The sequence below is a fragment of the Streptomyces sp. NPDC045967 genome (assembly GCF_056430495.1).
In genome coordinates, this window is sequence record NZ_JBWKLE010000009.1 from 241,234 (window position 1) to 259,713 (window position 18,480).

At 68.6% G+C, this 18,480-nt stretch carries 16 protein-coding genes and 2 pseudogenes; 13 read left to right on the forward strand and 5 right to left on the reverse strand.

The features are described 5' to 3' along the window. Positions 1-144 precede the first annotated feature (144 nt). On the forward strand, positions 145-1,140 hold the full coding sequence (locus AC07FY_RS20045) for an SDR family oxidoreductase (protein WP_479007954.1): 996 nt from the start codon (positions 145-147) through the stop codon (positions 1,138-1,140). 153 nt (positions 1,141-1,293) lie between these two features. After that, positions 1,294-1,452 (forward strand): transposase, encoded by a 159-nt coding sequence (locus AC07FY_RS20050; protein WP_479008014.1) that lies wholly within the window; start codon positions 1,294-1,296, stop codon positions 1,450-1,452. Between the two features lie 184 nt (positions 1,453-1,636). Here the strand turns inward: AC07FY_RS20050 and AC07FY_RS20055 are convergent. Then, positions 1,637-1,885 (reverse strand): annotated as a pseudogene (locus tag AC07FY_RS20055) (IS701 family transposase); the annotation flags it as partial. Positions 1,886-2,257: 372 nt separating this feature from the next. Between AC07FY_RS20055 and AC07FY_RS20060 the strand changes: the two are divergent. Further along, positions 2,258-3,196 (forward strand): NADP-dependent oxidoreductase, encoded by a 939-nt coding sequence (locus AC07FY_RS20060; protein WP_479007956.1) that lies wholly within the window; start codon positions 2,258-2,260, stop codon positions 3,194-3,196. A gap of 156 nt (positions 3,197-3,352) precedes the next feature. Then, complete coding sequence (locus AC07FY_RS20065) at positions 3,353-4,276, forward strand: S41 family peptidase (RefSeq protein ID WP_479007958.1); 924 nt, start codon at positions 3,353-3,355, stop codon at positions 4,274-4,276. 688 nt (positions 4,277-4,964) lie between these two features. Here the strand turns inward: AC07FY_RS20065 and AC07FY_RS20070 are convergent. Next, positions 4,965-5,424, reverse strand: a pseudogene (locus AC07FY_RS20070) (transposase); the annotation flags it as partial. A gap of 8 nt (positions 5,425-5,432) precedes the next feature. On the opposite strand from AC07FY_RS20070, the gene AC07FY_RS20075 reads away from it, so the two are divergent. Further along, a complete protein-coding gene (locus tag AC07FY_RS20075) occupies positions 5,433-6,419 on the forward strand; it encodes a hypothetical protein (protein ID WP_479007960.1) in 987 nt (328 codons plus the stop codon). A gap of 246 nt (positions 6,420-6,665) precedes the next feature. Here AC07FY_RS20075 and AC07FY_RS20080 read toward each other — a convergent pair whose 3' ends face one another. Then, positions 6,666-7,730 (reverse strand): aldo/keto reductase, encoded by a 1,065-nt coding sequence (locus tag AC07FY_RS20080; protein WP_479007962.1) that lies wholly within the window; start codon positions 7,728-7,730, stop codon positions 6,666-6,668. Positions 7,731-7,798: 68 nt separating this feature from the next. Further along, a complete protein-coding gene (locus AC07FY_RS20085) occupies positions 7,799-8,527 on the reverse strand; it encodes an SDR family oxidoreductase (protein WP_479007964.1) in 729 nt (242 codons plus the stop codon). Positions 8,528-8,666: 139 nt separating this feature from the next. Here AC07FY_RS20085 and AC07FY_RS20090 point away from each other — a divergent pair, with 139 nt between their 5' ends. Continuing rightward, positions 8,667-9,230 carry a TetR/AcrR family transcriptional regulator gene (locus AC07FY_RS20090; RefSeq protein WP_479007966.1) on the forward strand — a complete coding sequence of 188 codons (564 nt, stop codon included), beginning with the start codon at positions 8,667-8,669 and terminating at the stop codon, positions 9,228-9,230. Continuing rightward, complete coding sequence (locus AC07FY_RS20095; protein ID WP_479007968.1) at positions 9,199-10,326, forward strand: ATP-dependent DNA ligase; 1,128 nt, start codon at positions 9,199-9,201, stop codon at positions 10,324-10,326. The genes AC07FY_RS20090 and AC07FY_RS20095 overlap by 32 nt, the downstream gene beginning before the upstream one ends. Before the next feature lie 61 nt (positions 10,327-10,387). Here AC07FY_RS20095 and AC07FY_RS20100 read toward each other — a convergent pair whose 3' ends face one another. Beyond that, positions 10,388-10,657 (reverse strand): hypothetical protein, encoded by a 270-nt coding sequence (locus AC07FY_RS20100; protein ID WP_479007969.1) that lies wholly within the window; start codon positions 10,655-10,657, stop codon positions 10,388-10,390. 544 nt (positions 10,658-11,201) lie between these two features. Between AC07FY_RS20100 and AC07FY_RS20105 the strand changes: the two genes are divergently transcribed. From AC07FY_RS20105 to metC, 6 genes are all read left to right on the forward strand, one after another. Further along, complete coding sequence (locus AC07FY_RS20105; RefSeq protein WP_479007971.1) at positions 11,202-12,359, forward strand: ATP-grasp domain-containing protein; 1,158 nt, start codon at positions 11,202-11,204, stop codon at positions 12,357-12,359. A 90-nt stretch (positions 12,360-12,449) separates the two neighbouring features. Next, positions 12,450-13,661, forward strand: coding sequence for a radical SAM protein (locus tag AC07FY_RS20110; RefSeq protein WP_479007973.1), 1,212 nt, complete (start codon positions 12,450-12,452; stop codon positions 13,659-13,661). A 32-nt stretch (positions 13,662-13,693) separates the two neighbouring features. Continuing rightward, on the forward strand, positions 13,694-14,908 hold the full coding sequence (locus AC07FY_RS20115) for an ATP-grasp domain-containing protein (RefSeq protein ID WP_479007975.1): 1,215 nt from the start codon (positions 13,694-13,696) through the stop codon (positions 14,906-14,908). Then, on the forward strand, positions 14,905-15,828 hold the full coding sequence (locus AC07FY_RS20120; protein WP_479007977.1) for a sulfurtransferase: 924 nt from the start codon (positions 14,905-14,907) through the stop codon (positions 15,826-15,828). Before AC07FY_RS20115 ends, AC07FY_RS20120 begins: the two co-directional genes overlap by 4 nt. Then, positions 15,825-17,168, forward strand: coding sequence for an MFS transporter (locus AC07FY_RS20125; RefSeq protein ID WP_479007979.1), 1,344 nt, complete (start codon positions 15,825-15,827; stop codon positions 17,166-17,168). The genes AC07FY_RS20120 and AC07FY_RS20125 overlap by 4 nt, the downstream gene beginning before the upstream one ends. After that, entirely contained in the window at positions 17,165-18,364 is a 1,200-nt protein-coding gene (gene metC / locus AC07FY_RS20130; RefSeq protein ID WP_479007981.1) for a cystathionine beta-lyase, read from the forward strand. The genes AC07FY_RS20125 and metC overlap by 4 nt, the downstream gene beginning before the upstream one ends. The last annotated feature ends 116 nt before the right edge of the window (positions 18,365-18,480 follow it).

The following is an 18,480-nucleotide window of genomic DNA, read 5'->3' on the forward strand; positions in this document are numbered from 1 at the left end:
GGAGTAGGCGCCTCACGGCACAGCGCGTCTCGCACAGGCTATGCTGGCCTCTTCGATCCGCAGCCACGGTCTCATCCGACATGCCGAACCATCCCGGACTTGGGCCAGGTGCAAGATCTCCGCTCACGCGTGAAAGGTCTTGTCGTGGAATGGTTCGAGCAGCATGCAACGACACAGGCGTCCGCAGGACTGTGCCTGCTGACCGTCGTCAGCCCGCGCAAGGACGAAGGCAGCAGCCCGACCGGCATCATCGGCCGCCACCTGGCACGAGAACTCCTGGCAGCGGGCCGACCCGTACGGGTGTTGGCGGAGGCGGACCAGTGCGAGGGCTGGCCCGAACCCGTCGAAGTCGTGAAAGGGTCCATCACCCAGCCGCTCGAGTCCGCCCGGGCGTTCGAGAAGGCCGGGGCTGTGTTCCTCGCCGGGGCGCATCCCGCAACCGTCCAAGAGGCTCTGGCGTTGGCGCGCGGCGCCGGCACGCGCAGGGTCGTGGTGCTGTCCTCCCACGGACCCGAGTACGAGGAAGCCAATCCGCCGGAGACCTGGTTCTGGCTCGCGATCGAGAAGGCGGTAGAAGGCTCGGGCATCGCCTGGGCCCACATCCGGCCATCGGCTGTGATGGGCGCCGCGGTCGAGGGCACCTACCCGGCGACGGGAGCCAACTGGGCCCACACCATCCAGGCCGACTCGGCCGCACACGAAGCGTTCCTCACCCACGGCCACTACCCCTTTATCCACGAAGAGGACCTCGCCGCTGTAGCAGCCGCCGCCCTGCTCCACGACGAGTACACGGGGAAGGTCCTCGAGGCCGTGGGGCTGCCCTTGAGTACACGCTCACGGGTACGGAGCATCGCCGCCGCTCTCGGCCGCACCATCAACACCGTCGACCTGCATCCCGACGAGAGCCGGGCCATCTGGCAACACCTCGGCTGGCCCGACGGCGCAATCGAGGTGACGCTATACGCACTCGAGGAATACGCCAGTCGATACGCTGAACTCGTGCAGTGGACCCGTAACCAACGACCGGCCGTGCAGGACATCATCGGCCGACCCCTGCGCACCTACGACGATTGGGTACGCGAGAACCTCGACTACTTCCGCTGCCCCGCAGACCAGAACCCAGGCGTCCATAGAGGCTAGGTGAGGCGCGAAGGCCAATGGGCGGTCCCGCCTAAGAGCTCGTAACAGGATCTTGTTGAGATGCCCTGGTCGGACGTAACCAGTGTGATGATTGGGCCGTTCGTGAGTGCGTGAGCACTCGGCCGTGGATCGGGACGACGACTTGGGGCACTGATCGAGCCGCTGCTGCCGCCCTGGCCGACGAGGTCGCCAGGGCCGCGGCCGGTGGCAGACCGGTTGTGTCTGCAGGGCATTCTGTACGTCCTGCACAACGACATCGCCTGGCAACTCCTGCCATCTGAGCTGGGCTTTGGCTCCGAGCAGACCTGTTGACGGCGCCTGGAGCTGTGGCAGCAGGCCGGGGTCTTCGACCAGCTGCAGCGCATCCTGCTCGCCGAGCTCAGCGCGGCCGACCGGCTCGACTGGTCGAGGGCGTGCGTGGATGGCTCCCACCCCCGCGCGAAAAGGGGGGAGCCGACACCGGTCCGTCGCCGGTCGACCGGCGGAAGACAGGCAGCAAACACCACCTGATCTGCGACGGACGCGACACCCACCGGTGATGGGTCGGTGTGTCGCCGTCGAAGAAGCCGATCGAAGGCAGCCGCCCACTCGCCCAGTCATAGACCCGCGGGCCTTTCGTTCCGTCACCACAGGAGGGCCGCTGCCAGGCGTCATCCGGTGCCACGGCTATCAGCTCGTCTATACGCCAGAACCCGGCCAGGCGCTTGACCTGCTGCGACTTCGCCACCGCCACCACATAACCCACCTGGTGCGGGCCCCTGTCTGTACTGCGTGTCGGATATCCGCCAGCGGAGCGGCAGCCAGGCCGGAAGACTGCCCCCTATGCCAGGCCTCCAACATCAATGTGCGCCATCCCTATCCAGGCGCTGCAGGCGCTGCAGGTGTTGATGCAGTTAGAGGTGTGGGGGCCACGCAACCGACGCCTGACAACCGGGTGGGGGACCTCGCGGCCCGAACGTGGAGGGCCCGCCGGGGGTTGCCCGCGCGATGCCGGAGCAGGGGAAGGCCTACTCCCCTTCTCCGCCCAACTGGCACCGCCGGCCAGCCGCTGCCGGGAGGTTGGCACCGGTTCCATTTCACGAGCACATCATGACCATCAAACGCAGAATGAGCCCCCATGACAACGACACGTGTGATTACGCAGAAGCAACTCGGCACCTCCGACGTGCTGGAACTGGCTGAGGTATCGGTCCCCACGCCGGGTCCCGGAGAGGTTTTGGTCCGTGTACACGCCACCGGTGTGAACCCCGCGGACTGGAAAGTCCGCAACGGCAAAGTGGACTTCTTCGGGCCCCCGCCCTTCGTCCTGGGCCACGAATTCAGCGGCACCGTGCAGCTCCTCGGCGTCGGAGTGACGCGATGCGCGGTGGGCGAGGAGGTCTACGGTTGGACCACCCCACCTCACGGCAGCCACGCCGACCACGTCGTGGTCACCGAGGACCGAGTCGCACCCAAGCCCCGCACCCTCGACCACGTCAGCTCCTCCGCGCTGCCCATCTCCGGCTTCACGGCCTACCAAGCGCTGGTCGCCATCGCCGACGTCCAGCGTGGCCAGCGGGTTCTGGTGCATGGCGCGGCCGGCGGGGTCGGCCACCTCGGGGTACAGATCGCCAAGGCCAGGGGTGCGTACGTCATCGGCACGGCCCGCGCGTTCAAGCACGCCTACCTGCGCCGTCTCGGCGCCGACGAGCTGATCGACTACACGGTGGAGGACTTCTCGACCCTGCGCGGCATCCACACCGTGCTGGACACGGTCAGCTACGAATACGGTCCCCGCTCACTGCTCACCCTCAAGCCGGGCGGCATCCTTGTCGACATCGTCGGCATCGGCGTGGACCGCACCAAGGTGATGGCCCGCGCCGAACGACTCGGTGTTCGGTTCGTAGAGTTCTACCTCGAGCCCACTCCCGCCGTACTGGCCGAGTTCGCCGAACTTGTCGACGCACACGGCATCAGCCCCACAGTTTCCCAGACGTTTTCGCTGAGCGATGCAGCGAAGGCCCACGACCTCAGCGAAACCGGTCGCGTGCGCGGGAAAATCGTGCTGGTGCCCTAAGACCGTGTCCTACTCGTGTTGCTCGCGACTGCAGAGTTGGAGGTTTGGATGGGCCGGGGACGGTTGCTGCGATGGGCTGCCTGCGCCGGGCTTGTGAGTGTCTTTGCTACGGGGACGGGATGCACGGAGCGTCCGGAGGGGGCAGAAGAGCCAGGCATGTCGGCCGCTGCCCGGTCATACCTGTCGAAGGTGCTGGACATCATGGAGAAGAATGCGCTTGTCCGTCATCAGGTGAAGTGGACGGAGGTGCGCCGCCGGGCGTCCTCGCAGGCCCGGGCCGCGCAGAACCCGTCAGACACCTACGACGCGATCCGCTTCGCCCTTCGGACAGTCGGCCATGGGCACAGTTCCTTCTTCGATGCCAAGCAGGTTGAAGAGGTGATCGAGGCTCCGCCGGGCTCTTCCTTCCAAGGGCCGGAGGCTCGCTCGCTGGGGGGGCGCATGGCGTACTTGTCACTCCCAGCAGTACAGGGTTCCGACGCCGCGTACGAGCGGTATGTGCGGCAAGGCCGTGAGGCGGTGGCGAAGGCTGACCGCCCGGGGGCATGCGGCTGGGTCGTGGACCTGCGCGGCAACCGCGGTGGGAACATGTGGCCCATGCTCGCCGTCGCAGGTCCGGTTCTGGGGGACGGCAAGGTCGGTATGTTCGTGGATGCCGATGGTAGGAAGTACCCGTGGACGATCCAGAACGGCAGCCCGCGCGAGAACGGCAGACCCTTCGACTGGGGAGACAGCGCTCCTGTGGCCAACCCCCACGCCCCGGTCGCGGTCCTGACTGACGGGGGTACTGCCAGTGCGGGTGAGGCGGTGGCGGTCGCCTTCCGAGGGCGGCCGCAGACCCGGTCCTTCGGCGAGGACACATACGGCGTCCCCACCGGAAACAATAACCATCGCCTCTCCGATGGTGCCATGCTGATCCTCACAGAGGTCAAGGACGCTGACCGTACCGGCCGTAGCTACGATGCGCCGATCTCTCCTGACGAGGAGATCCCCACCATGAAGCGAAAGAGCGGAGCTCAGGTTGACCAAGTTGTGGAGGCAGCGAAGAACTGGCTGAGCAAGCAGGCTGAGTGTCAGTGACGTCGGCGCAGGCGGCGGCTGCCATCGTGGCGGTGGCGGTCCGCGTCTGACGTTTCGCTGGTATCCCGGTGGGGCGGCGGGGCATGACGGTGATCACGGCCCACGTGATCAACGTTTCGGAGTGCTGGACGAGGGCCTTGACCCGGAATCTTGGACACGGGTTATGCATTTGGGCCAGGGTAGTCGATTTGTAGCGAGTTCTGTCGTAGACAACAGGCTGCATTGTCCGTCTCGGTTGCCTCGAGAGGCGGTGAATCCGGGACGCCCGGCGTCGGCGGTGGCAGAGCGGGAAACCAGGGCCGGAACCTTGGAGCGCCCCACCCGCCCGCCAACGGTATGCAATGGAGGTGCGGGGAGCGCGAGTGCACTGGCGCTGCCGGCCGCGGGTAGGCGCGGCAGCCCTTACGTGCCGGCCGCACCTCGCCCCCGGTCGGCAGCATCCACAGCGCTCAGCGCTCTCCCCTGCGCGGCTGCGCGGCAGTGGATTGTTACAGGCAGCGATCGGTCGCAGCCCGGCACCGACTCCGTCAGACATGCGCTGCTTGCAGAACGGGTGCGGCCGGTGCGCCTCGATAGGGTCCGGTCCACCCGTGACTGACAGAGCTGCCACCACCAAGCAAAGCCGTGGTCAGCGACAGAAGTGGCGTGCCGTCGGTCTTAGTGAGCGTTTGATTCTCGGTTGTCTGTTTCATTTGGCTTGGTTGTCTCGCCAGTTGTGGGTTGTTTCGTGGGTGAGGCGGCGGGTCATGAGGTTGATGGCGGCGAGTTGGATCATGGCTGCTGATCGTGGGGGTGGGTTTCGTAGTCGCGGGCCAGGCGGCGGTGATGCATCAGCCAGCCGAGGGTGCGTTCGACGACCCAGCGGCGGGGCTGGATGTGGAAGCCGCGGGTGGTGGGGTCGCGTTAGACGATCTCGAGGTCGATGCCGTGGCGGGCGGCGTGTTCGACGGTTTTGGTCTTGTAGCCGTTGTCGGCCCAGGCTTTGGTGAGGGTGGGGTGGCGTGCGGCGATGTTGGCGAGGAGCTGGGTGCCGGCGGCGGAGTCGTGGACGCTGGCGGCGGTGACGGTGACGGCCAGGAGGAGCCGAGTGTGTCGGTGACGATGTGCCGTTTGCACCCGATGATCTTCTTGGCCGGGTCGACGCCTTGGCTGGTGCGTGTTCTTCCTGCATGAGCGCGGACTGCTCACACCCGACCACCAGCGCACAACAGCCGCCAGCCCGTCACTGGCCCGCCTGGACGCCGCCCGCACAGACGCCTGGCACCGTCGGGCGATCGAAGCCAAGCTCCGACAGCTCCCCAACGCCATGGCCGACCAGATGAAGACCTGGGTCGCTGTCCGCCGCGGAGAGGGCCGCCGCCCCCACCCGCCCGCCGACCACACACGCATCCGCCGCGACCTGAACGTCGTTCTTCCTGTCCTGACCCTCTGGAGCCAGGACGGGCTGGACCTGCGGGAGATCGCCACCGCGCACGTGACCTCCGCCCTCGGCGACCGGCAGGGACACCAGGCCCGCGGCGTCCACCACGTCCTGCTCAGCGTCTTCCGCGCCCTCAAACAGGAACGCACCGTCTTCACCAACCCGCTCGCCGGGCTCTCCCTCACCACACCCGTACGACTTCCAGAACCACTGCCCAGCGACCGGCTCCGCGGCCTGCTGGACCGGGTGGACAGCGCGATGGGACGTCTGGCCGTCGGCCTGGTCGGCGTCCACGCCATCAAGGTCACCGACATCGCTCAACTGCGCATGAACGCGCCCGACCTTGCCCACGCAACCCTCACAGTCGACTTGCGCGGCCAGTTGCACACGGTCTATCTCGACACGCGGACCCACCGCCTCCTGGACGAATGGCTCCAGGAACGGCATGACCAGTGGCCCGCATCGCCCAACCCGCACCTGCTGGTGACGACGCACTCGGCGCACCACCCCGCCCTCCCGCCCGTCAGCTACTGCGCACTGCGCCGCGCGTTCGACCACACCGGAATCACCCCGCGCCAGATGTGGAGCGACCGCGTACTGGACGAGGCCCGGCAGACCGCCGACCCGGTACACCTGGTGCACCTGTTCGGCATCCATCCCGGCACCGCCGTCCGATACGTCCACGCCGCGGACCCCGACAAGGCGCTGCCCCGGATCCGCTGAGCCGGGCAGCGCTGTCCAGCCCGTCTGCAGCCCACGCCCTGACCGGCTTTCACATGGCCGGGTGCGCGCAGGCTGGCTCCCTCCGGGAGCCAGCGGCAGTGTTGAGCGAGCGCACCAGTAGCCAGCTACAGATCCGCAATCCAGGGATGCCCCGGGTGTACGCGGTCGAGTAGCTCGGCCAGGGTCTCGCGCTGAGCTGGGGACGGCGCGCGCGGGGCGGCATCCCGCCGCCCCGCGTGCGGTCCGTCAATGGCGGTCCTGGATCTTCAGGTCGCCGCGGGTCTGTACCCGGATGTGGTCGCTGGCGAGCATGGCGTGGGGGAAGCCGAGGTCGATCGCGCTGACCTCGTCCAGGCGTGCCATCTGGGATGGGGTCAGGTCGACCTCGAGGGCTCCCAGGTTCTCCTGCAGCTGTTCGACAGTGCGCGCCCCGATGATGGGCGCGGTCACCCCTGGGTTGTGCAAGGTCCAGGCCAGTCCGACCTGTGCAGGGGTCCGGCCCAGTTCCGCCGCCATTTCCTTGACGACATCCACGATGGCGAGGTTGCGCTCGGTCACTCCGCCCAGGGCCAGGTTGAAGCTCTTGCGGGCGCTCTCACTCTGGTCGGACGCCGGTGCGGTCAAGTCCTGGCGGCTGTACTTGCCGGTGAGGACTCCTCCTGCCAAGGGGGACCACAGCACGGTGCCCAGTCCCAGCTCCTTGGCCATCGGCAGAAGGTCACGCTCCCCGGTGCGTTCCACCAGGTTGTACTCCAGCTGTAGTGCCGTCAGTGGCGACCAGCCGCGCAGGTCGGCGATCGTCTGCATGCGTGAGGTCTGCCAGGCCGGGGTATTGGAGATGGCGACGTAGAGGATCTTGCCCTGGCGCACCAGGTCGTCCAGGCCGCGCAGGATCTCCTCCACGGGAGTGGTGGAGTCCCATACGTGCAGGTAGAGCAGGTCGATGTAGTCGGTGTTCAGCTGCCGCAGGCTGGTTTCGACCGCGCCGAACAGGCTCTTGCGGCTGGCGCCGCCGGAGTTGGGGTCATCGGGCTGGCGCAGTGTCGTGTACTTGGTCGCCAGGACCAGGCTGTCGCGCCGATTACGGGCGAACTCGCCGAGCATGCGCTCGGAGGTGCCGTTGGTGTAGGTGACCGCGGTGTCGATGAAGTTCCCACCGCGCTCGACGTAGAGGTCGAACAGTTTCCGCGCCTCGTCCTGCTCCGCGCCCCAGCCCCAGTCGTTGCCGAAGGTGGCCGCGCCGAGCGCGAGTGGTGAGACCCGCAGGCCGGAACGTCCCAGCTGCCGGTAGGTGTCGAGCGTGAGCGCCATCGCATTCTCCTGTGAAGTGTGGTTCCTGGCGTGTGTTGCGTGCGGGCCGGTCGTAAGCCCTTGGATGCTCATCCAGCTCCGAGCCCGTAGCCGCCGGCTACGGTGACGTCCTGGCCGGTGATATAGCTGGCGGCGTCCGAGGCGAGGAAGGCGACTGCCTCCGCGACCTCCTGGCTGGATCCGAAGCGCTCGAAGGGGATCTTCGCGCGCATCGCCTCCCGGCCGCTCTGGGGCACTCTCAGCTTGTCGAACAGCGGGGTGTCGGTGGCTCCAGGGCTTACGGCGTTGACGCGGATTCTGCGCGGAGCCAGTTCGAGCGCGAGCGAGGGCAGCATCGCCAGCAACGAACCGCGTGTTGCCGCCCCAACTGTGGCGCCAGGGCTGCCGCGACGGGATCCGATGCCCACGGTCAGGATGATCGAGCTGCCGTCGTTCATGAGGGGAAGGGCTTTTTGGAGGGTGAAGTACTGGCCCTTGAAGTTGAGGTCGGCGTGCTCGTCGAATGATTCCTCCGTCACCTCGGCTACCGGTGCCGGACGGAATATCCCGGCGTTGAGGAAGAGCAGGTCCAGTGACCTGAACCGCGCCGACACCGCTGACATCAGAGCGTCGGTGTCGGAGAGCACACGCGCATCGGATCGGACGACGAGCACGTCGTCGGGGAGCTCGGAGCATGCCCGTGCGAGGGAATCAGGATTCTGTCCAGTGACCGCGACCTGGTAGCCGTGGGCGTGCAGCAGCTCGGCCGTCGCTCTGCCGATCCCGGTCGTCCCTCTGGTGATGAGCGCTGTAGGCATGGCAAACCTTTCGTCGCTGCAGCAGTGGGCGAGACCACTCGACAAACGGGGACCTCCCCGCTTGTCTCACCGTACACTGAACCGGGGACATCCCCGATTCGCTCCCGAGCCTCATCCGCCCCTCACGATCGCGAAGGCCATGACACCTCCACGCAGCACCCTGCGCGCCGACGCCCAGCGCAACCGCGAGCAGCTGATCGCCACGGCCGCCGAAGCCTTCGCATCCGGACGCGCGATCTCGCTGGATGCGATCGCCAAGCGCGCGGGAGTGGGGAACGCCACCCTGTACCGGCACTTCCCCACTCGAGAGGATCTGGTCGAAGAGGTCTACCGGGACCAGATCCGCCCCTTGCGCGAAGACGCGCGCTCCCTGCTGGCCACCGACCCGCCCGCACAGGCCCTCCACGCGTGGATGCTCCGATTCGCTGACTGGGCCGGCGAACGACGCGGCATCTGTGACGCCCTGGTCGCCATGAGCGCTTCCGGCCGCTTCGGCACCGGACCGGTCTGTGACGAGGTTCAGCAGGTCCTGGCAATGGTGCTCAAGGCCGGCGTCACAACGGGAGAGCTGCGCAGCGACATCGACCCGACCGACGTAGGCGGCATCCTCGCTGGTTTGCTTTCCGTAGCCGGCGCACCCGAGCAGCGCCCCCAACTAAACCGCATGCTGGATGTCGTCGTCGACGGACTCAGGCCCCGCTAATGAGCTAACCCGTGCGCGATACCGCCGAGAACACCGGCCAACACGCGAGTTCCCCTTTCCGCGGGACCGAGATCCTGCGAACCTGCGCGTTTCTGCCTTCGACGTCTTGCAGTGGGACGGGGTGGAGCTCTTGATGCGCCCGTACTCGCAGCGGCGCGCGCTGCTGGAGGACCTGTTCACCACCCGCGCACTGCCGGCCCCGTGGACGCTGTGTCCGATGACGACAGACTCGGCCACGGCGCGGGAACGGCTGGATTCCTGGACGGACGTGTCCGGTGTCGAAGGCTTGCTGATCAAGCCCCTGACCAGCCGCTACCACCCTCATACCGCGGGTGGACCAAGATCCGCCGCCGGGACACCACCGAAGCGATCATCGGCGCGATCACGGGCACCCTGGTCCCCCCGCAGCTGCTCGTCCTCGGCCGCCACGACCAGGCCGGCCGACTGCGGGCGGTCGGCCGCACCGAGAGCGGGCGCAACGTGCACGCGACCCCTCGGATTCGGTGATCACAACGGTGCCGAGTGTGTCAGCGCCGGGCTGGAACAGTCCGGACTTCCGGCCACTTCGCCCGCCCTGGGGGCCGGTCCGCCTTACCTGAAGGTGATCGTCACCGTGCGTGTTGCCGAAGCCAACGTCACTTCAGCGAGAACGGTAGACGCGCAGTGCCTTGACCCTGGGGGCGCTCGCATGACCGCCCGGGACAGTGCGCCTACTGCGGTGGGAGCGGCCAGGGGGCGGCAGCAGTGGGAGCGAGGAGCACTGGACAAGCCTAAGGCGACCCTGGGCAAGCCCTTGGTGGAGGGATTGCCAGGCTCCTCTCACGGGCCGTGCCGTCCTGGGCGCAGGACGCGGCGTAGCTTCGAACAGGCAAAAGCCCCGGACATCCGCGATCCGGGGCTTCGCCCTGTATCAGGCTGGGCACGCTGCATCACGATTCGCGCGAGGCTGCGAACACGGAACGAAAGCTGCTCTTCTCCGCAGCCGCACTCTGGTGGGCGGCGTGGGCGGCGCCGGGGCCCTGGCGGCTTCACCAGGGGTCGGTATGTCGCCGGTGTGATCAATTCCGGGAGGCGAGGCTGCTGCGTTGTCGGGTAAACCGTCAAGACCCGGACACAGACCTTCCGTCGGAGGACTGCCGGACAGCTCCTGGGAGCGCTCAGCTCCTCAACGACTCCGCCACGACCGCCGCTGACAGCAGGAGTCCGGCACCGGCCATCACCTTGGCGCCGGTCGGGCGTTGGCGCGGGTCCGCCCCGGTGGCCAGCAGGAGCTGCAGCGCCGAGGGGAAGAACAGGAACATCCCGGCCATGGCGCCGATGAACGACCACAGCACCATCAGCGCCGCGATTGCGCCCGCGACATAGACGAAGGCCGAGGACGCTCGCGAGCCACTTCGGCCGGTGGGGTGACCGAGGTGAGGGCGCACGGGTCGCGCTCTGCGCGCAGCCGGGCATGTCCCGGAGGCTGTCATTCCGCCATCCCGTACCCGCCGATTCCCGCGGACGGGCCGTCATGTCGCCTGATTGGCTGAAACAAGCTACCCACGGGTAGTTCTGTGCTGGGGCTTTGCGAACGGACTGTGTCGCCAGGTCCGGAAATTTGGCTGAAAGAGCGCGGCCGGTCGGCTCTGTGCGCGAGCCGAGCTTGGATGGCTTCTCAGCCGCAGGCGCCCCTGAGCTGGACTTGGGCTGACGGGCAGTACGCAGGCCAGAGGTGGTTCCCGGGGTGAAACCTGGCCGCTCGTATGACTGTTGACAGAGGCTGATTACCTTGCGATCTTTTGCTCGCGGCGCCGATCGAACGGATGGTCGCCCGGCGCGGAATCGCCGTTTACGGCGGTCCGGCCACCGCTCGGGGCCGGGAGAGAGTGGGGGGCGGCATATGAGCCAGAGGACGCGTACCGCGGCCATCACGCGGATCACGGAGGCCGCAGCGACCGCAGCAACCACGACGACTCCGAGGGCCGCATCATGACCCTCGTGCTCGTCGGCGCCAATCCGATGGTGGCCCGCGAGGCGGCGAGCTTGCCCGGTGAGCTGGTCCACGTACAGCTGCCCGGCGCGCCCGCGCTCGACCCTGACGACCGCGTCCTCACCGTCGACTTCCAGGACCTGCCCGCCTTCCTCGCCTTCACCGACGAGGTGCTGCGGCCGCTGGCGCCCACGGCGGTCGTCTCTCTCACCGAACTCGGCCTGGAACCGGCCGCGATGGCCGCCCGCCTCCTCGGTGTCACCGGTGTCGACCCGGCCGTCGTCCGGGCCACCCGCGACAAACTGGCGATGCGGCAGATCCTGGAACGCACGGCTCCTCACCTGAACCCGGCCTTCGCGGCGGGCAACAACGCGGAGGCGGTCGCCAGGCTGTTCGCGGCCTACGGGCGGGCGGTTGCCAAGCCGGTCGACGGCGTCGGCAGTACCTCCATCGCGCTGATCGAGGGCATGGACGCGCTGCCGGCGGAACGCCGTACCTCCGCCACGCTGCTGGAGCAGTTCGCTGAGGGCAGGGAGTACAGCGTCGAGGCGCTCTCCGTCGGTGGCCGCCACACCGTCCTCGGCATCGCCGAGAAGGGCACCACGGACGGCTTCATCGAGGTCAGCCACATGATGCCGCCGCCGTCGCTGGACCCGCGTCGGCAGCTACTGGTTGCCGGTGCGGTTAAGGAGCTGCTCGACGCCATCGGCCTCACCGACGGCCCCAGCCACACCGAGGTCATGGTCGACGGCGACAAGATCGTGGTGATCGAGACCCACACCCGGCTCGGCGGCGATGGCATCGCCGACCTGGTCCGGCTCACCACGGGAGTCGAATGGCGCCGCGCGGCCGTCGGCTGGGCGCTCGGCGATGGGGTCCGCCGGGGACCCGCCACGGCCGCCGCCGCCGCGACCGTCTTCCTCACCGCCCCTCCCGGACGGGTGACGGCCGTCGCGCCGCCGCCCGCCCTCACCCACGGGGACATCCATGCCTGGGACCTTTCGGTCCTGCCGGGTGACGAGGTCCGCCCGCTGCGCTCCTCCTCGGACCGGCTGGGCATGGCCATCCTGATCGCCGACGGCGCCGACGCCTGTGTGGCGGCCGTCGCCGAGCTGGTCGCTTTCCCGGTCGTCACGACCGGCCCGTCATCCGTCTGACCCGATCCTGACTCTTCACCGCACGGGGGATACATGTCTGACCAGAACGCTCCTATTTCTTACGATTTCCACGGAGATGCCCCGTTCTCGATGCCCTTCAAGGACATCAAGCCCGAGGACATCCACATCTACCTCGACCTCGACACCAAGGTCGGAAAGAACACCTGCGGGCAGAAATGTACGCACTGTTGGTTCGTCAACTACGAGAAGGTCTACGACAAGTCGTTCGCGATGGAGGAAGGCCCGCTGATCCTCGCCGGACTCCAGTCGCACGGCTACCACGTCTACCCACGCTACGTGGACAGCTTCGCCTATGACGGCGAGTTCATGAGGATCTACGGACCGGCCAACAACCGTGAGTTTCGGCAGGAGTCCGACCACACGCCGACCGCGACGATGGCGAAGGGCGACGCCTGGACCAGTGGCCGCCCGCTGCTCGCCGACAACTGGAGCGAGCTGCTCGACCTGGCGGCGGAGAACGGCTACGGCACCATCTCCATCACCTACCACGGCGTGATCGACGAGGACCTGAACGTCATCGACCACAGCACCTACCCCATCAAGGGCGTCTTCTCCGGTTCCGACACCGAGGAGGTCGTGCGCCGGATCGCCAAGTACAACGAGAGCGTGGCCCCCAAGGACGCCTTCCGGGTCAACATCGGCGTCACCGTCGGCACCCACAACCACGGCCGTACCTCACTGGAGCGCTACGCCCGGTACTTCAACAAGCTCGGGGTGGCGACCGTACGCTTTAACAACTTCACCGACCACGGCGGCCGCCACCCCGAGCTCCGGCTCTCCCGCGAAGACATCGAGCAGGCGTACCGCGACTTCAAGGCCATCCACGAGACCGTCCCGCTCACCTTCCAGCTGGGCGTCAGCGAGGACTTCGGCACCTTCGGCATCAAGGCAATGGGCTTCCCCAGCCATGTCGGCTGGTGCCGGGCCGGCCGTCAGCTGTTCGCCGCGATCCCCGCGCAGGAGGAGGTTCTCTCCGAGGACGCCGAGAGCCGCCGCGAGAAGATCGGCGACGTCGTCGGCTGCGTGAACACCTTCGAACCGCACCTGGGCATCGTCGTCCGCTCGGTGGCCGCGCCCCCGGCGGGGGCAACCGACGCGGGACCGGTCGTCACGTACAGCATCGAGTTCGACCACGACGAGATCGAGGCCTTCACGGCCAAGCGCATGTCCGGCGTGTACAAGGACGGCTGCTTCGCCACCGAGCTGTCCGAGGAACTCGGCCTAATCTCCCGCGTCCCCGCGCGGCGCCGGCTGCCGCTCCTCGTCGAGTCACAGGCCTGAGGCCACAGCAAAAAGGGAAGGGCAACCGCCGCATGCACCACATCCTCGTCTTCGCCAAGACGCCCTACGCCAAGACCCCGTACGACCAGTGGCTGGCCGGCTCGGGGATCGTCCCGGTCATCGTGACCGCGACGGAGTATGCGGCGGGATATGCCCACCTCCCACACGTCTACGCCTTCGACGCGTACGACACCAACCAGCTGGTGGAGAAGACCGCGCTCCGGCTGGCCCGAGAGTTCGCGGTGAGGGCGGTCTTCGCCCGCGCCGAGGCGGACGTCGTCCGAGCCGCCCAGCTGCGCGACCTTCTGGACCTGCCGGGCCAGCGGACCCACAGCGCGGTCGCCTTCCGAGACAAGGTGGTCATGAAGGACCACCTGGCGGGCGGGCCGGTGGAGATCCCGGCCTACCGGCGGCTCGACTCCGCCTACACGGCACTCGCGTTCGTCGCAGAGCACGGCTATCCGGTCGTCGTCAAGCCGGTCTCGGAGTCGGGCTCGCTGGGGGCCGCGATCATCCGTGACGAAGCGGAGCTGGACGCGTACCTGGCCAGCCCGTGGCGCGGCATCAGCGAGATCGAGGCGTTCGTACCCGGTCAGATGTACCACGTGGACGGGCTGGTGGCGGGCGGCGAGGTGGCCTTCGTCCACCCCTTTCGCTACCTCAATGACTGCCTCTCCTTCCGGGACAACGACTGGGTGGCCAACCTGCCGCTCACCGCGCAGGACCCGGCGTACGACCGGCTGGTGAAAGCCGCCCGGGCGGTCCTGGCGGAGCTCCCCACCCCGCCGCAGACTGCCTTCCACGCGGAGTTCTGGATCACGCCCGACGACCGGCTGGTGTTCTGCGAGATCGCCAGCCGCACAGGCGGCGGCATGATCAGCGCGATGGTCCGGCACGCCTTCGGGATCGACCTGGACAAGGAGTGGCTGTATGCGGAGTGCGGCCTTCCGTCGACCCTCCCGGCACCCTCCTACCGGCCCGCCGGGGCACTGTGCATCCCCCCGCAGAACGGGGTGCTGGAACACCTGCCGACCGGCGGTGAGCCGGAGTACGTCCGTGAGGTCACGGTCACCGGGGAGGCCGGCCAGGAGTTCCACGGAGGCGTCAAGTCCGGCCTGTTCCTGGCCGGTTACATCATCGACGGCGACACGGAGGAGGAAGTGGCCGAGCGTCTCGAACGGGTGGCCGATTGGTTCTCCGGCCAGGCCAGGTGGCGGTCCGCCGAGCCGGCTGGAGGCGCCGAGTGAACACCGATTCCGTCACCGTCACCGCCCTCGAACCGCTGCCCGGTCCCCTGGTGGCCGCCGACTGGCTCGCGCCGCGGCTCGGCACGCCCCGACTGGTGCTGCTGGACGCTTCCGTGGGCGCTCACCGCGGCGCCGAGCGGCGTATCCCCGGCGCCCGGCCGTTCGATCTCGACGGCGACCTGTCCGACCACTCCGCACCAGTGCCGCACACCATGCCCGGCGCGGAAGCCTTCACCGAGGCTGTGCGCGGCCTGGGTATCAACGACTCCGACACCGTGGTGGTTTACGACGGCGCGGGCATCTACTCCAGTGCCCGCGCCTGGTGGATGCTTCGGGCGATGGGCTTCGACCGGGCCGCCGTGCTCGACGGCGGGTTGCCCGCCTGGGCCGCCGCGGGTCTGGCGGTGGAGCCTGTGCCGGCCGCCTACGACGGCCCGCGCGGCGGCTTCACCGCGCGGCCCCGTTCGGGGGTGCTCGTCGGCAGCGGCGAGGTGGTCGCGGCGCTGGCCGACCCGGCGGCGGCAGTGCTCGACGCCCGCACCCGCGAGCGGTACGCCGGTACGGCCCCCGAGCCGCGGGCGGGCCTGCGCGGCGGCCATATGCCGGGGGCGGTGAACCTGCCCTTCGGGGACCTCCAGAAGGAAGGTCTGATGCGCCCGGCGGCGGAGCTGCGGGAAGCGTTCCGCGCGGTGGCCGGGGACCGGGAGCGGCTGTACTTCAGCTGCGGATCCGGGGTCACCGCGTGTGTGCTGGCGCTGGGCGCGGACCTGGCGGGCTATCGCGACCTGGCCGTTTACGACGGCTCGTGGAGCGAGTGGGGCATGCCCTCGCGGCTGCCGGTGGTGACGGGCGACGCCGTCGGCGGCGCGGCCGGCGGAGTGTCCGCGGGAACGTCCGGGGGCGGGAGCACCTCGCCATGAGCGGTGCGCTGACCGCCAAGTGGCGGACCTTCACCGACCTGGAGGCCGGCCTTCGGGCACTGATTGTGCTGTCCTTCGTGGTCGCCCTCGGCAGCTACATGGTCACGCCGTTCATCGGGGTGCTCATGGTCCAAGGCGTCGGCCTGGACGTCCGGGTCGCCGGGATCCTGGTGGCTGTCGCGACCTTCATCCAATTCGGCGGCAGCATCCTCGGCGGCCCGGTCGTCGACTGGCTCGGGCTCAAGCGGACGATGGTCCTCGCACTCACCCTGCGGACCGTCGGGTTGGTCCTGCTGGGCCTGGCCGTCCAGTTTCCGTGGGCCGCGTACCCGGCGGTGGTCCTGGTCGCGGGCGGTCCGGCGCTGTACCTCCCGGCGAACAAGGCGTACATCGTCACCAGCGTCTCCGACGAACTGCGCCCGCTTTTCCTCGGGGTGAGCAGCGCGGCTCTCAATGCTGGGATGGGGCTGGGGCCGCTGCTCGCCGCACTGCTGATCGACGCCGATCCGGTCGCGCTGCTGATCGGGCTGGCCGTGCTGTTCACGTTGATCACGGCGGCGCACCAGATCATGCTGAAGCCGGTGGTACGACGCCTGCCGGAACCGGAGTCGGCCGCAAAGCCGGAACCGCAGCCGGCCGCCGGGCCCGCCGCCGCGAAGCCCGCGGCGGCCAAGCTCAGGGCGCTGCGTGGCGCGCTCCGCCCGGTGATCTTCACCGCCTTGGCCTTCTACCTCTACTTCTTCTTCCAGAGCTTCATGGGCCTGTACGCCGCCGCGGTGTCCAACATCCAGGTGCTCGGCTGGGTGATGCTGCTCAACTGCGCCATGGTGGTGCTGTTCCAGCCCCCGCTGGCCGACCGGATCGCGAACGCCGACTACCGCTGGCTGGTGGTCGGTTCGTTCGCCCTGATGGCGCTCGGCATGGCAGCCATGTCGCTGGGGAACACCCCGGCGCTGCTGGCGGGCACTGCCCTGTTCACGCTCGGCGAAATCTTTCTGTTCCTCCGCTGCGACCTGGAACTCGTCGACCGGGTGCCGGGCAACCCGGCCTTCGCCTTCGGCGTCCAGCGGCTGACCGCGGGCATCGGCGGACTGCTGTCGGGCGTCGTCGGAGGATTCGTCTTCGCCTACTACGAGGGCGCCGGCGACCTGGACACGTTCTGGATCGTGGTGGCGGCGCAATGCGCGGCCGCGGCGGTGCTGGCCCTGCTGTTCGGCGGCGGTCGGCATATGCCCGTACCCGAGGAGCCCACGCCACCGAAGCTGGCACCGGCACCTGAGCCCGAAGCCGCGTCGGCACTCGCGCCCGAGACCGCGCCCGACCCGGCGGTGGCGCCGTGACCGAGGCGGAACACACGCGTCCCACCCGCTTCGTACACGCCGGCTCCGCCCCTCGCCGGCAGGGCGGCTACGTCAACCCGCCCGTCCACCGCGCCTCGACCGTCCTTTACCGGGACACGGCCGAGATGGACGCCTCCCAGGCGGACCCGCTCAAACGCGAAATGCCGGTGTACGGCAGATTCGGCACCCCCACCAGCCGCGCCTTCGAGCAGGCGCTGACCGAGCTGGAGGGCGGCTACGCGACCGTAACGACCTGCTCCGGCCTGTCCGCGATCACCACGGCGCTCCTCGCATATGTCCGGGCCGGCGACCACATCCTCGTGAGCGACTCCGTATATCTGCCGACCCGGAAGTTCTGTGACTCCCTGGCCGCGCTGGGGGTAGACACCGAGTACTACGACCCGTGCGCGGGCGGCGCGGTCGCGGAGCTGATCCGCCCCCGGACACGGCTGCTCTACCTGGAGTCCCCCGGATCCACCACGTTCGAGGTGCAGGACATCCCGGCGATCACCGAGGTCTGCCGGGCCCAGGGCGTCGTCACGATCGCCGACAACACCTGGGCTACGCCCGCCTTCTGCCGACCGATGGAGTTGGGCGCGGGGGTGGATGTGGTGGTGCACTCCGCCACCAAGTACCTCACCGGCCACGCCGACAGCATCCTCGGCGCGATCGTCTGTACGACGGACAGCTTCCCCGTCGTGCGCGGTGCGGCCGTCCGGTTGGGTCAGTGCGCGAGCGCAGACGAGGTCTACCTCGGGTTGCGCGGGCTGCGCACCCTGAGCGTCCGCCTCGGCCGGCATCAGGACCAGGCGCTGGAGCTGGCACGCTGGACCGCCAAGCAGGAAGGCGTAGCGGGCGTGCTCCACCCGGGTCTGCCAGAGGATCCTGGATACGCCCTGTGGCGCCGGGACTTCGATGGCGCGGCGGGCCTGTTCGGCATCGAACTGGAGCCGGGGGCGGGCTTCGGCAAGCCCGCCGTCGACGCGATGCTCAACCGGCTCCGGGTCTTCGGCCTCGGCCACAGCTACGGCGGCTACGAAAGCCTGATCGTTCCCGCCGACCCCGTCTCGCACCGGCTGCCAGGCACCTGGGCGGCCCGTGGCCCGCTGCTGCGCGTGCATGTCGGTTTCGAGGGGCTGGAGGACTTGAAGGACGACCTGACGGCGGGTTTCGAGGCCCTCTTCGCGGCCCGGTAGCCGGATACCCGGCAGGGCCGGGCCTGCCCGCGCTGGACGAGTTGGTGCCATGGCACCTCACCGCATTCTGCATCCCGTGCCGCCGCCCGTCGCCGCGTCGCCCAGCGGGCTGGCGT